12 protein-coding genes, 1 pseudogene and 1 riboswitch are annotated in these 14,591 nt (G+C 37.4%); of the genes and pseudogenes, 5 read left to right on the top strand and 8 right to left on the bottom strand.

All coding sequences use genetic code 11. The features are described 5' to 3' along the window. Window position 1: 1 nt before the first annotated feature. From OK414_RS07135 to OK414_RS07125, 3 genes and pseudogenes are all read right to left on the bottom strand, one after another. Entirely contained in the window at window positions 2-1,087 is a 1,086-nt protein-coding gene (locus OK414_RS07135) for a type III polyketide synthase (protein ID WP_263045419.1), read from the bottom strand. Between the two features lie 224 nt (window positions 1,088-1,311). Next, window positions 1,312-1,854, bottom strand: a complete 543-nt coding sequence (locus tag OK414_RS07130) for a GNAT family N-acetyltransferase (protein WP_016763496.1) — start codon at window positions 1,852-1,854, stop codon at window positions 1,312-1,314. Window positions 1,855-2,248: 394 nt separating this feature from the next. After that, window positions 2,249-3,049, bottom strand: a pseudogene (locus tag OK414_RS07125) (aldehyde dehydrogenase family protein); the annotation flags it as partial. Between OK414_RS07125 and OK414_RS07120 the strand changes: the two are divergent. Further along, a complete protein-coding gene (locus OK414_RS07120; protein ID WP_034653363.1) occupies window positions 3,010-3,771 on the top strand; it encodes a LysR family transcriptional regulator substrate-binding protein in 762 nt (253 codons plus the stop codon). The pseudogene OK414_RS07125 and the gene OK414_RS07120 sit on opposite strands and share 40 nt — an antisense overlap. 137 nt (window positions 3,772-3,908) lie before the next feature. Here OK414_RS07120 and OK414_RS07115 read toward each other — a convergent pair whose 3' ends face one another. From OK414_RS07115 to OK414_RS07095, 5 genes are all read right to left on the bottom strand, one after another. Then, a complete protein-coding gene (locus OK414_RS07115; protein ID WP_013082372.1) occupies window positions 3,909-5,219 on the bottom strand; it encodes a nucleobase:cation symporter-2 family protein in 1,311 nt (436 codons plus the stop codon). 1 nt (window position 5,220) lies between these two features. Beyond that, complete coding sequence (locus OK414_RS07110) at window positions 5,221-5,814, bottom strand: xanthine phosphoribosyltransferase (protein ID WP_013056157.1); 594 nt, start codon at window positions 5,812-5,814, stop codon at window positions 5,221-5,223. 103 nt (window positions 5,815-5,917) lie between these two features. Then, a riboswitch (purine riboswitch) is annotated at window positions 5,918-6,019 on the bottom strand. 97 nt (window positions 6,020-6,116) lie between these two features. After that, window positions 6,117-7,634, bottom strand: coding sequence for a carboxypeptidase M32 (locus tag OK414_RS07105; RefSeq protein ID WP_263045420.1), 1,518 nt, complete (start codon window positions 7,632-7,634; stop codon window positions 6,117-6,119). 124 nt (window positions 7,635-7,758) lie between these two features. Next, complete coding sequence (locus OK414_RS07100) at window positions 7,759-9,696, bottom strand: ATP-dependent DNA helicase (RefSeq protein WP_129707242.1); 1,938 nt, start codon at window positions 9,694-9,696, stop codon at window positions 7,759-7,761. A 223-nt stretch (window positions 9,697-9,919) separates the two neighbouring features. Then, entirely contained in the window at window positions 9,920-10,099 is a 180-nt protein-coding gene (locus OK414_RS07095; protein WP_016763491.1) for a hypothetical protein, read from the bottom strand. Between the two features lie 332 nt (window positions 10,100-10,431). Here OK414_RS07095 and OK414_RS07090 point away from each other — a divergent pair, with 332 nt between their 5' ends. The 4 genes from OK414_RS07090 to OK414_RS07075 are packed head-to-tail and all read left to right on the top strand — an operon-like array spanning window position 10,432 to window position 14,571. Next, window positions 10,432-11,523, top strand: coding sequence for an ABC transporter ATP-binding protein (locus OK414_RS07090; protein WP_263045421.1), 1,092 nt, complete (start codon window positions 10,432-10,434; stop codon window positions 11,521-11,523). Between the two features lie 36 nt (window positions 11,524-11,559). Further along, window positions 11,560-12,807: an ABC transporter substrate-binding protein gene (locus OK414_RS07085; RefSeq protein ID WP_034653376.1), complete on the top strand. Its 1,248-nt coding sequence runs from the start codon at window positions 11,560-11,562 to the stop codon at window positions 12,805-12,807. After that, window positions 12,791-13,744, top strand: a complete 954-nt coding sequence (locus OK414_RS07080) for a carbohydrate ABC transporter permease (protein WP_013082365.1) — start codon at window positions 12,791-12,793, stop codon at window positions 13,742-13,744. Before OK414_RS07085 ends, OK414_RS07080 begins: the two co-directional genes overlap by 17 nt. 14 nt (window positions 13,745-13,758) lie before the next feature. Next, on the top strand, window positions 13,759-14,571 hold the full coding sequence (locus OK414_RS07075) for a carbohydrate ABC transporter permease (RefSeq protein WP_013056150.1): 813 nt from the start codon (window positions 13,759-13,761) through the stop codon (window positions 14,569-14,571). Window positions 14,572-14,591 lie beyond the last annotated feature (20 nt).

Raw genomic sequence — 14,591 nt, 5'->3', positions numbered from 1 at the left:
TTTACCTCCACTCTAATAGAAGCATTTCAGAACTAAATCCAGGGCCAAGAGCTGTTAATAAACCGTATTCTTTACTTGAAATTTCTTTCTTCATAAAGCGGTCTAGCACATACAAAACGGTTGCCGAAGACATGTTTCCATGGTTTTTAAGTACATCTAGGGAATCAGCAATCATATTTTCGTTTAACGACAGCGTTGATACATATGCTTCAAGCACTTTTTTCCCTCCAGGATGAGCAACAAAATGCTTCAAATCGCGACTGGTCAAATGCCGAGTTTGTAAAAATGACTCAACTTCTCCGCCTAACCACGAATCGATAATCGTGGGAATATCTTTTGAAAAGACAACAAATAGTCCATCATTTTTAATCTCCCACCCCATTACATCTTCTGAATTGGGCATGAGCGTCGATTGTGTATGTAAAATGTTAGGATAGTTTTTTGCAAGGGCAAAAGTGGTATCAGCTTCGTCACCTGCGACTAAAGCAGCCGCTACTCCATCTGCAAATAAAGACGTACCAATTAAGTTGCTTTTTGAACGATCATTTCGCTGAAAAGTTAAACTGCAAAGCTCAATGGATAAAACAAGGACTTTGGCACGCGGAAAGGCTTTGCAATACTCATAAGCTCTTGAAAGCCCAGACGCTCCTCCAGCACACCCTAATCCCCAAATAGGAATTCTTTTTGTATGGTCTGAGAACGCAAGCTTATTCATAATTCGCGCTTCAATGCTAGGCGTAGCTAAACCGCTTGTTGAAACATAAAAAACAGCCTCAATTTCTCCACACGGCAAAGGAGTACTTACATAGTTCTTATTTGTTAAGCAGTCTTCAATCGCTTTTGTACCTAATTCAACAGCAGATTCTATAAAAGCATCATTTTTTTCTTCAAATGTATGATCTTCTTGAAACCAAGATAAGTCTTTGGCAAAATTACGTTTCTCAATTTGACCATTTTGAAAAACGGTCAGCAGCCGATTAATATCTTTAAATGATTCGGAAAAAAGTTCTTTTGCAAATAGCAGCGTGTCTTGCTGAGTTAATTCATAAGGGGGAACTCCAAATCCAACTGAGATAATCTTTGGCATACACTTCACCTCTTTGATTGCGTTACATTTAACATTTGTAATAGCTGGGGATTTATTCAATTCTTTTTTAGTGGAATGGAAGCGAAACATAAAAAAACTTTCCTGTAACTCAGGAAAGTCTACGTTTTGAAGAAATGTATGTTTGTTGTGCACTTTTATTATAGCGCAAATAATCTGAATGTACAGATACAATTTATGGATTGACGAAAATAAGTGCTTATTTTTTATGAAAAGAAAATGGACATATAGATTTCATCTACATATTCATTGTTGAAATAAGCTTGTTCTTTCATAACGCCTTCTTGTTCAAATCCTACCTTTCTATACAATTCGTATGCCACTTTATTCGAAGCAAACACAGTTAAAGAAAGTTTATGAAGATTATTTTCTTTGCACCAGTTTAGCGTATAATTCATAAATTGTTTTCCTATTCCCATTCCCTGTGCTTTTGAAATAAGCCATGTACGGAAGAGCCCCGTGTGGCGCTTCATTTTAATTTCGCCTCTAAGAACACGTGCAATTCCAAGTACTTCACCTTCGACTTCAGCTACAACGTACATGTGATTGTTCTTTTCTACTGATGCAATAAAATCTTGCTCTTCTTGGACTGTACGCGGCTCATCTTTTTGAATAAATTCCCCAGCCTCAATAATTTCTCTTACCGCTGTTGTAATATGCTCTGCATCGCTTGCCTGTGCAGGGCGAATAGTGACTTCACGTCCGTCTTTTGCTTTAAATTTCACTATGTTTTTCTCTGCTGTAATCATCTATATCAACTCCTATATTTTTCACCATTCAGTACTATTATTTTGGTTCTAGGGTGGGTAATTTATCAGTGGTAAAGTTCTGCTTTTTATTTCATCTAACAAGCAATCATGTGCGTTTGTTGTATTACCCACGCTTTAAACAAAGCTAAACCATTTTTGAAATACTTATTCTTGCACAGACATCCTAGAAATGCAATTAATTGCGTTAAAGAACTATTATTCCAAATTTTCTTTACAAAAGTGCATAAAAAAGAGGCTGGGACACAACGAAACACATGAAAGCTACGTCCATCTTCACAACAAAAAAACACGAACTAACAACCAATAATTTTGATTATTAGTTGCTAGTTCGTGTTTCACTTCGACTAAAATATTTTTGTCCCTCTACTTTTGATTAAAGTCCCATTGAGATATATTTTACTTCTAAATAATCGTCAATGCCGTAATGACTTCCTTCGCGTCCAAGACCACTTTCTTTAAAGCCGCCGAATGGAGCTTGAGCTGCAGACGGAGAGCCATCATTTACTCCTACAATGCCGTATTCTAACTCTTCAGATACAAACGTTGCTTCTTTAATGTTTTCTGTAAATACGTAAGCGGCTAAACCATAAGGGCTATTGTTTGCTCGTTCTACAGCTTCTTCTACTGTTTTGAATGTTGCTACAGGGGCCAATGGTCCAAACGTTTCTTCAAACATGCAATTCATGTCATCAGTTACATTTGTAATAATTGTCGGCTCCATAAAGAAACCGTTTTTAGTTGTTATAGCTTGTCCGCCAACCACAACTTTAGCTCCTTTACTTTTTGCATCCGCAATTTGTGCTTTTACTTTCTCAACCACTTTGTCGTTAATTAACGGTCCAACTTGTGTACCTTCTTCTAATCCATTTCCTACTGTTAATTGCGCTGCTTTTGCTGCAAATTTTTCAACAAAAGCATCTGCAATGGATTCTTGTACATATACGCGGTTTGTGCAGATGCACGTTTGACCTGCGTTGACAAACTTAGAAGCAATTACGCCGTTTACAGCAGCGTCTAAATCTGCTTTTTCTGTTACGATAAACGGTGCGTGACCGCCTAATTCCAGCGATAATTTTTTCACAGTATCCGCAGCACCGCGCATTAAATGTTTACCAACCGCTGTTGAACCAGTAAATGTTAATTTGCGAATGCGTCCGTCTTTTTGCCATGTGTCACTTTATTCGCTCCGCTACAGGAGTAGAATTAACCTCAGCGGGTGAAATTCTTTTACAAGAAGGTGAATCCATACTTTCAAGTGTTCATGCTCTTCAAAAAAAATTAGTGTCTACGCAAGAAGCTTGTGATTTAACTATCGGAACGTGGCAAAGTATGGCTGCTTTTTACTTACCTTATCAACTGGCTTCTGCTAAAGAGCACAATCGCCATATTGATATAAAAACCTCGCATCACTATTATGATTTGTTAGAGCAGTTAGAAAGCAATCAAATTGACGGGGCTTTATTTGATGATCGAGAGGTTCAACATACTTACTGGTCAAAACTATTGTTCAAAGAAGACTTTTATTTATTTGTGAATGATCAGCACCCGATAGCCGAAAAAGAAAGCGTATTATTTGAAGATTTCAAAGAAGAACCCATTGTAGTTCTCCCCCCAAGGTGCGATGTTCGGACACTAGTAGAAAAAGCGTACAAGCGTCATAACTTAAAAATTTCCATTTCCAATGAAATTGAATTTGCGCAAAGTATTATGGGATTTATTTCAGCTAATTTAGGTATTTCAATTCTCCCTGAAATTTTTATGCGCCATTTACAAAGCTCAAACATTAAAGCGTTACCCATTACAGACTTCAAATTCAAAAGAGAAATTTCATTAGTGGCAAAAAACCCTGACGTGGGGAAAATGCTTTATACACTCTTTTTCAAAACACGGTCTTAATAGGAAAGACGAACAAATTGGACAAATGATCTGCTATGGATCGCTTGTTAAAGCTATGTTCCTTAGGACAATGAAAAGATCCGAACGATTAATCGTTCGGATCTTCTTCACTAAAATACTTTTGTTCTAGCCTCTTTTTATTTCGATACTACTTCATTTGTTAACTTTGTTTCTGCAACTTGCGTACGTGGTGATTTCATCATATTAAAGACAATATTTAAAAAGATTGCTGTAAAGCTCCCCATTACAATACCGCTTCCAGTAAGAACTTGAAGACTCTCTGGTAAGTTTTTGAAGAGTTCAGGTACAACCGTCACCCCTAGACCCATGCCAACCGAACATGCAATCACAAGAAGATTTTCTTGTTTGGCTAAATCAACTTGACTAAGGATTTTAATACCTGAAGAGATTACCATTCCAAACATAGCTACCATTGCTCCTCCAAGTACAGAGCTCGGGATAACTGTCGTCACGGCTGCGATTTTAGGTAGAAAACCCAAAACGATTAAAATTCCACTCGCTGCAAATACAACATTTCTTGTGCGAACACCTGACAACTGTAAAAGTCCTACATTTTGAGAATACGCTGTATAAGGAAATGCGTTAAAAAATCCGCCTAATAAAATGGCCAATCCTTCTGCACGATAGCCTTTAGACAAATCTTTTTCATCCACTTCTTTTTTACAAATATCACTAACAGCAAAATAAACGCCTGTTGACTCGACAATGCCAACAAGTAAAACAAGGAACATTGTCAGAATGGCCATAATATTAAAAGTTGGCATCCCAAAGTACAGCACATGTGGCATATGAACCCACGCTTCTTCTTTTACGCCGGAAAAATCGACTTTTCCCATAAAAGACGCTGCAATTGTTCCAACAACTAATCCTAATAACACAGAGACGGAGCGCATAAATCCTTTTGTAAATCGATACAGAACAATAATTAATAACAAAACGCCAAAACCTAAACCTAAATTGCTCAAGCTGCCAAAATCTTTACTTCCTTCTCCTCCGGCTAAATCTTTAATCGCTACGGGAATTAACGTAATTCCAATAATCGTTACAACCGAACCTGTAACTAAAGGAGGGAAAAACTTAACCAATTTACCTAAAAAAGCAGAAAGAAGGACGATGAGTAAACCAGCCACGATAATAGAACCATATATGGAGGAAACGCCGTAAGAACCTCCAATTGAAATCATAGGTCCTACGGCAGTAAACGTACACCCTAATACAACTGGAAGACCAATTCCAAAAAAACGATTTTTCCATACTTGCAGTAGCGTTGCCACACCGCACATAAATAAGTCAATCGCCACTAAATACGTAAGCTGCTGCTGAGTCAAGCCAATGGCTCCTCCAACAATAAGCGGAACAACAATCGCACCTCCGTACATAGCTAAAACATGCTGTAAACCAAGTGAAAAGACTTTTCCTTTATTCATATTAAACCTCCACTGTTGGTTTATCTTCAACAAATGTCACTTTACCATTTGATAAAGACTGAATGCGTGCTAATGATTCTACTTTAACGCCTGATTGACGAATTTGTTTTCCTCCATCTTGAAACGCTTTTTCAATAACAATACCAATGCCGCCTACTTTAGCACCTGCTTTTTGCACGATATCCATCAAGCCGAATGCAGCTTGACCGTTTGCTAAAAAGTCATCAATAATTAAAATCACGTCATCTTCTTGAATAAATTTATCAGCAACTGAAATTTCATTTTCTTCTTTTTTTGTAAATGAATATACTTTTGATGTAATGAGTCCGTCTTGAAGTGTTAAAGATTTTCTTTTTCTAGCAAACACCATCTCAACGTTTAGCTTCAATGCGGTCATAATCGCTGGAGCAATTCCAGATGATTCAATCGTTAAAATCTTCGTAATTCCTGCATCTTCAAAACGCGAAGCGAATTCTTCTCCAATTTCTTTCATTAATACAGGATCCATTTGGTGGTTTAAAAATGTGTCTACTTTTAAAACCGTGTCTGATAATACGATACCATCTGTTAAAATTTTGTTTTGCAAAGCTTTCATAGTTCGTTCCTCCAACGTTTGTATTAAAAAAGCTCAAAAACATAGCTGCACTCGTATATGAGTAGAGCAATGTCTTTGAGCTTTTACGCACAAAAGTGAAAAACAAACTTCATCGCTCACCCATAGTCAAACTATTTACGGTAGTTTGGTAGATACTTACGAGCCTTATTCTCGTCATTATATGAGTGCGTTATTGAGTTAATTGTATTATATCAGCAAATCTTTTATTTGAAAATATCTAAAAACGATATTTTCGAACATTTACTTGTGATACAAAACATAATATTCGGTTATAGCGCTTTTTATACGTGATAAATTTCTCCATATTTCTTTTCTAGATACTGAATTAAATAATCTACATTTAAGCCTTCTCCCGTTACATCGTTTAAAATTTCAAGAGGCTTTTTCATTTTTCCGTACTGATGAATATGTTCTGTTAGCCAATTTGTAATCGGCGAAATTTCTCCTTTTTCGAGGAGTTCATCATAATTGGGCAAGTCTTTTAACATGGTATGCTTAAACTGAGCTGCGTACATATAGCCAAGAGCGTAGGAAGGGAAATACCCAAAGCTTCCTCCGGCCCAGTGTACGTCCTGAAGCACGCCTTCTCCATCGTGACCTGGACGAACTCCTAAATATTCTTCGTATTTCTCATTCCAAATTTCTGGTAAATCTGCAACTTTATATTCTCCGTTTATTAATCCCTTTTCAATCTCATAACGAATCATAATATGAAGAGGATACGTTAACTCATCTGCTTCAATACGAATAAGCGACGGTTTCGCCTCATTTACTCCTCGGTAAAAATCTTCTAAATCTACATCGTCAAATTGTCCCGGCGCATGCTCTTTTAGTACGTGGTAATGATGCTGCCAAAATGCTTTATTTTTTCCGACAAACTGCTCAAAAAACAGCGACTGCGATTCATGAATTCCCATTGAAGTACCTTCACATAGAACCGTACCGACAAGATCCTTTGAAATATTTTGCTCATATAAAGCATGGCCGCATTCGTGAATCGTTCCAAAAATAGCCGTTCGGAAATCGTTTTCAGCATACTTAGTCGTGATGCGCACATCTCCCGGGTTTAAGCCAGTAGCAAAAGGATGGACTGTTTCATCAAGTCGCCCCGCTTCAAAATCATAGCCAAGCGTTTTTAACACGTCTAGACTAAATTGCTTTTGCGCTTCTTTTGGGAAAGTACGGAATAAAAATTCCGTATTTGGCTTTGTATTCGACCCGGCGATTCGCTGAACAAGAGGCACAATATGCTCCCGTAGCTTTCCAAATACCTCGTCTAAGATTTCAACCGTCATCCCCGGTTCAAAAAGGTCTAATAAACGGTTATATTTGTTTCCTTCATACCCCCAATACTCCACAAACTTCTGATTGAACGCTACAATTTTTTCGAGGTACGGTTGAAATAAAGCAAAATCTGCTTTTTCTTTTGCGTCTTCCCAAACCGACTCAGCTTTTGAAGTTAATGTAACGTATTCTTTATATTCATGCGGAGGAATCTTTTTATTTAAATCATATTCTTTTTTACATTCTTCCACTGCTTTTGTCGTAATATCGTTTATGTAAGGCTGTGACTCAGGGTTCGTTAATTTCTCAATAAAACCTGCCATTTCATCAGAAACAGAAAGATTGAACGCTTCTGATGAAATCATGCCAATAACTTCAGAACGCTGATCCGCCCCTTTTTTTGGAGCACCCGTCCTCAAATCCCAGTACATCACTCCGATTGCCTCTTGATAACTTTTGATTTTATTCATGTATTCATAAAACTGTTTCTCAATTTTCTGTATGTCTTCTCTCATTGTTTTTCCTCCTTACTTTCCTTATTTCACCATAAATTATTTTATCATAATAGTAACGGCATGTATATAACTGAATATTCAATCTATTATACGTATAAAAAAGCGCGGCTACAACCGCGCTTTTTTATACGTTTTCTATTTTCGTTGGGACATTTTGTTCAATGATTGAACGCACTTTTGAATCTGTGCTTTTTGGCATAAAGATCGTGATTAGACCCTTATCGTTATGAGAGCGAATCAGCCTTCCAACTCCTTGCTTTAAGCGAAGAAGCATATACGGCATATCTGCATCCCAGAATGGATCGACTACTTGATTGCGCTTTGCTTCAAAGACCGGATCATTTGGTGGATACGGCAGAGACCAAATAATTACATTAGATAGCGAAGGTCCAGGAATATCCAATCCTTCCCACAAATGAACAGCGCATAAAATCGTTTCTTCTTCCCTTTGGAACTGAGATACTAATTTACTGATTTCTTGATCGCCTTCAAATAAAAATGTGTACTGATTTAACTCTTTGGAAACTTCTTTGAACATCTCTAGTTCTTCTTTGCTGTTAAACAGTAAAAGTGCTCGTCCGTTCGTTTTTTCGAGCTGCGCAACAGCAAAGGCGAATTTTTCAGCAAACGCTTCTTCTTGATCATCCGAAACATTTTTTACCGCAATTTTCATTTGCTCATCATAATCAAATGGCGATTCAACAGAAAAAGAAAGCGGCTTTGCAATTCCTAAGCTATATGCTAAATAATCGAACGATTGGTTATCTGAAAGAGTCGCAGAAGTGAAAATATATGGTATTTTCTTCGCAAATACTCGTTCTTTTAAGACGTCTTTTACTGCTTGCGGCATAATAACCAACGTCAGCTGCCAGTTATTTTCTTCTACCCAGTAGATGGCATTTTCGTTGTCCATAAATAAGCGCAGCGAATAATCAATTTGATCTAGGTACTCATCTACAATTCGCAGCGTATACTCGTCTACTGTATAGGTCTCACTCTCAAACACAAGCTCGTTTCCGATATGCTCAAGCAGCGATAAAAGTTCTTTTCCTACACTTTGTAATCCGTTTGTGCGGGCTACTTCTTTACGGCTAGAACCAACGATTTCTGTACTTGCTTCACTTAAACGGTCAAAGAACATTGCATATACATCGATAGCGTGCTCGATCTTCACAGCAAATTCTTCTCGCACGTCATTTTCTAATAGACGCGTTAACAAGTTTTCTAACGTATCTTCTTGAATGCGATATGTTAAAGCCTTTTGTGCAGCAAATTCCAGCAGGTGACCTTCATCAAATACAACACAGCTGCTTTCAGGAAGAAGGGGAAGCTGTCCTTCACGCTTGCGGGCTTCATATGTCCAAATGTGCTCCATGTAAAAATCGTGAGAGCAAATAATTAAGTCATGTGCTTTTCTATAGTGCTCACGTGAAAGCGTTAAGCCGCATCTATGACGCTGCTCACAGGAAGAACAGTCTTGAAACGTATCCCAGTTAATTTGATTCCATTCCTCATCCGTTAAATGAGGATATTCTTTACGGTCTCCGTAGTGATAGAACGACTGCATACCGCTATGATCATGAACAAAATCAGGAAGCGTATCGTAAATTTCTTCAATGTTTTCATTATCTGTTCGTGCTGTCACAGCATCTAATTTCTTTAAACACAGATACTGATCTTGAGATTTTGCTAGGCGAACATCCATGTTAACATCTAAAATACCAGAGAGCTTTGCAATGTCTCCTTCGGCTTTTACTAACTGTTCAATTAATGTTTCATCCGCACAGGCAATAATAGCTGGCTTGCCAATATACCTTGCATAACAAATAGCGTACAGTAAATACACAATAGTTTTCCCTGTTCCTACACCTGCTTCTGCAAATATTACATTTTTTTCTTTAAAAGCTCGTTCGATTTGAAAAGCCATAAAAATTTGTTCATCCCGAAGTTCTAACCCCGCGTCTGGAAGATGATCATAAAAAACATCACCTATCCATTCATTTAATTTGTCAAAAAAGTTTTCATCCCGCTCAATTGTAAAAGGCAACCGCTCTCTCATCATCGATACTGACTCCTTTATTTATGTAAATATCTATCAATAAAAATTAGCTTCACTTCTTTTTATCTAGTAAATTTCTCATATAAGCAAAACTTAATTATTGACTACTTTATCTAAAATGTCAATAAAAAGAGCTGAACATAAAAAAGTTCTGCCTGTAAGGACAGAACCTTTTTGTATAAAAGCTGAGTGTATAGAGCACAAACGGAATAAGTGCTATTAAAAATTAATTACAGCGGAATTTTGAGTCCGTGGACTGAGACAATAAAAAGGCCGCTTCATACTCGGCTTTTGCTTGTTCCAGCTGAGTAAGCGTTTCTCCGCTTACTTCTATTCCCTGCTGCATTAAATGATAGCTGTTTTCCAACGCTTGACGAATCATAGTGAACTCTGTGTTTCTATCCATTTATAAACATCCTCTCTCTGTAGTGCTTACTATAAAAGTGAATACTATCATTCTACACACCAGCTGTTTGTTTTATTCTCAAAACCAGCATCTCTAGCTTAATAAGTGGCTTCTTTCATTTAAGAAAATAATCGAACTTATTAAAATATCTTAATTCTCACTTGACATATAGGAATAATATATTTTAAAATTACTTACAGATTCAATCACTCAAAACTACATAATACAGGCTTACCGGTCAACCGATAGCCTCTAATTGCCAGATACACGTACAATCCGTCTGTGCAATTAGAGGCTTTTATTTTTTTAAAAGCCTGCTGAAAGGAGAAAAAATGGCAGAACTGCAGTTACAGCATGTGTATAAAAAATACCGAAAAGATAGTCTTGCAGTTGATAATTTCAATCTTCATATTCAAGACAAAGAATTTATTGTATTTGTAGGCCCTTCAGGGTGCGGCAAATCCACTACCCTTCGAATGATCGCCGGCCTTGAATCGATAACAGAAGGAGAATTGCTTATTAATGGAGATCGTGCAAACGATTTACCTTCTAAGGACCGAGATATTGCAATGGTGTTTCAAAACTACGCGCTTTACCCTCATTTAACAGTTTACGACAACATGGCATTTGGCTTGCAGCTCCGCAAAGTCCCAAAACAAGAAATTGATGAGCGCGTTCGAGAAGCGGCTCGTATTTTGGACTTAGAACCCTATTTAAAACGCAAGCCAAAAGCGTTATCAGGAGGGCAGCGTCAGCGGGTGGCTTTAGGAAGAGCCATTGTACGGAATGCCCAAATTTTTTTAATGGATGAGCCTTTATCTAACCTTGATGCCAAGCTTCGCGTACAAATGCGAGCTGAAATTAGTAAGCTTCATCAGAGGTTGCAGACGACCATTATTTATGTAACCCACGATCAAACAGAAGCGATGACGATGGCAAGCAGAATTGTAGTTATGAAAGATGGAAAAATTCAGCAAATAGGTTCACCTATGCAAATATATAATGCTCCAGAGAATACGTTTGTAGCTAGTTTTATAGGATCACCGGGAATGAACTTTTTCACAGGAAAAGTAGTGAACAACAAACTGCACATCAGTGAACATGAGTTTCAACTGACAGAAAATCAAATGTATTCGTTACATGAAAAAGGCTACAACAATCAGTTCGTTACTATAGGAATTCGACCTGAGCATATTACACGGGCCTCTTCTGATGCTCCTCATATTTCATTACCGGTAGATGTGTCTGAGTTATTAGGAGCAGAGTATATGCTATACAGTAGTTTAGGAGACCAGCTCTTTGTGGCTAAAATCCCTGGGGATGAACATATTCAAGTTTATCAGCACTTTCCATTTCATTTTCAAATGAATCATGCACATTTCTTTGACCAGGCATCTACCAACCGTATCAAAATTGACCAATAACTATCTAAAATGAATTCTATAAGTGGGGGAACTAAAATGAAAAAATTATTAATTCTGTTAGCAATGCTCACCGTGATCATCGCAGGCTGCGGCAAAAACAGTTCAACAAGCGGCGACAGCAGCGACTCTTCTAAAAAAGTAACCATTAACTTTACGCATTGGCGAGGAGAAGATTCGAAAGCTTTTGATTCTATCATTGAGCAATTTGAAAAGAAAAATCCAAATATTCATGTAGAAATGACCGTCTTTCCTTCTGATTCCTATCAATCACAAATTCAAGGATCTCTACTATCTGGAGAAGGTATCGATGTATTTGCTAGTTTTCCAGGAAGTCAATTTGAAACGATTCGCAAAGCAAACGGTTTTGCAAAGTTGGACGACCAAAACTTACTCAGCAAATTTGACGAAAAGCTAATCCAAGCGGGGAAAGCGGATAATACGCAATATGCTCTTCCTTATCAGCTAGTCTATAACATCCCTGTCTATAACAAAGGCATTTTTGAAAAATTAAATTTAGATGTTCCTAAAGATTGGAATAGCTTTTTAAAAACATCTGAAACATTAAAGAAAAATGGATACACGCCGATTTTATTTTCAGGAGACGTAAGTCCTTCTCAATTTATTAATCCAATGATTATGAATAACGAACCTACAAACAACGCCCTTCACGAAGTAGAAACGGGCAAGCGCAAGCTAACTGATGAATGGTTTATCAAAACCCTATCCCAAATTAAAGAATTAAATGACAAAGGTTACTTCCAAAAAGATGCTCTTGGTACGAAAAAAGAAAGTGCTGCAGCACTTTTTGCTCAGGAAAAAGGCGCAATGCTTGCTCAAGGTTCTTATATGATGGCTACAGTCAAACAGCAAAATCCGAAGATTGATCAAGGTTTGCTTGCACCGATTACAGTGGATCAAGATAAAGCAAAATACGAAGGTGTTCATACCACGACATTCTTATTAGGTGTTGCTGAAAAATCAAAACACAAAGAAGCTGCTAAGAAATTTTTAACTTTCCTTGCAGATCCAAAGATTTCTTCTGAGTATGCGAATGCTACTGGCCAGTTATTAACGGTCAAAGACGTGAAATATAATTCACCTGAACTCAAAGAAAGCGCAAAATGGAAAGGCAAAAAAACGGTCTTCCAACCTCGATTTACAATTTTAAATGAGCGCGTATCAAAAGCTGTTGAAACATCTGTACAGGACGTACTATCCGGTATGTCAGCGAAAAAAGCTGCTGAAAAAGCACAAGGAGAGGTAGAACGTGTCGCTAAAAACTAATACGTCTATTCAAGAAGAAGAAAAGAGAACCCCTTCGTTCTCTTTTCCTCTCTTTTCATTTAAAAGTATCTCTAAAAGCCGACATCTATGGTTGTTTTTACTTCCCGGCTTTATCATATATACTGTTTTCTTTGCATTGCCAACGCTTTCTGCTTTATTTTTAAGCACAACTGATTGGAATGGATTGTCTTCTCAGTTCTCATTTGTAGGGTTTCAAAACTTCAAAGAAATTTTAACAAACGATGCTATTTTTACACAGTCTCTTACAAACAACTTAAAATTCACAATTGGCGTGCTGATCTTTCAAACTTTATTGAGCTTGGGATTTGCACTTTTACTTTATAAAAATTCTGCATGGAATACATTTTATCGCTCACTCTTTTTTGTACCGACGATTATTTCGTCCGTATCGATTGCCTTCACGTGGAACTTTATGTATGACCCCAACATTGGAGGAGTTAACCTGTTTTTAAGTAAAATAGGCCTTGAGCATTGGACCCAGTCTTGGATTGGAAATGGACATATCGCAATTTACAGCTTGGCTTTTGTACAATTTTGGGCACATACTGGTCAAATGCTTATTATTTTTGTAGCTGGAATTCAAGCTATTCCCAGTGAGTTATATGAAGCTGCTAGTATTGATGGAGCAACACGATGGCAAAAATTCAAGCGCATTACGTGGCCTCTTTTAGCTCCAGCTACGACAATGGTTGTAGCTTATACGACCATACAAAGTTTTAAAGCATTTGATTTAATCATTGCAATGACAAATGGAGGTCCCTCCAACTCAACTGAAATTCTTTCGACACTTCTTTATCACGAAGCTTTTATTAATTTTCGTTTCGGCTATGCCTCTGCCATTTCAGTTGTATTTATGATTGTAATTGCTCTTTTAACGTTTCTTCAATTTCGCGTACTTCGCTTGACCAAAATGTAAAAGGAGATTCTTTTATGAAACAAAACCCATTCAGACAACTGATTTTAGGGATATACGGTTTGATCATTCTGTTGCCCTTAAGCTTGGTTTTATTAACAACCTTTAAAACAACGCCTGAACTTTACAGCAACCCAATCGGATTACCAGCAGGCTGGAATATTGAAAATTATAAACAGCTGCTCGTCAATGAACCCATCTTTGGCTATATTAAAAACAGCGTGATTGTTACCGTCTTTAGCACGTTTTTTATTCTATGGTTTTCAAGCATGATTGCTTATGCTATTATTCAACTACCTCAAAAGCTTGGCTGGATTGTATACGGCTTTTTTGTTTGCGGAATGATTGTCCCTACTCAAGTCAATATGATTCCTGTCTTTTTGCTGATGAATAAGCTTGGACTCGTCAATACGCTAACAGGCGTCATTATCGTCTCTATAAGTTTTTTGCTTCCCATCGGTGTGTTTATTATCACGGGTTTTATGAAAACTTTGCCAAGGGAACTATTCGAAGCTGCTCGCATGGACGGAGCGTCAGAGTGGAAAATATATTCAAAAATCGCTCTTCGACTCTCAATACCATCAATGGCTACAGTAGGAATTTTTTCGTTTGTGATTGTGTGGAATGATCTGTTATTCCCTTTGCTATTGTTAAAATCTAAAGAAGTAAAAACGCTGCCTATTGCACTATTGGACTTTCAAGGGGAATTTCTGACTAATTACCCTATGCTGTTTTCAGCAGTCGTTCTTTCTTCTATCCCATTATTGATTGCGTACGTGTTTTTGCAAAAGCATTTCATTTCAGGAATGACATCTGGGGCATTAAAATAGCAGGCAAGAAAATCACGGTT

It is taken from the genome of Priestia sp. JV24 (assembly GCF_025910025.1).
GTDB lineage: Bacteria > Bacillota > Bacilli > Bacillales > Bacillaceae_H > Priestia > Priestia megaterium.
This window is presented reverse-complemented; position numbering and strand designations above follow the sequence as displayed.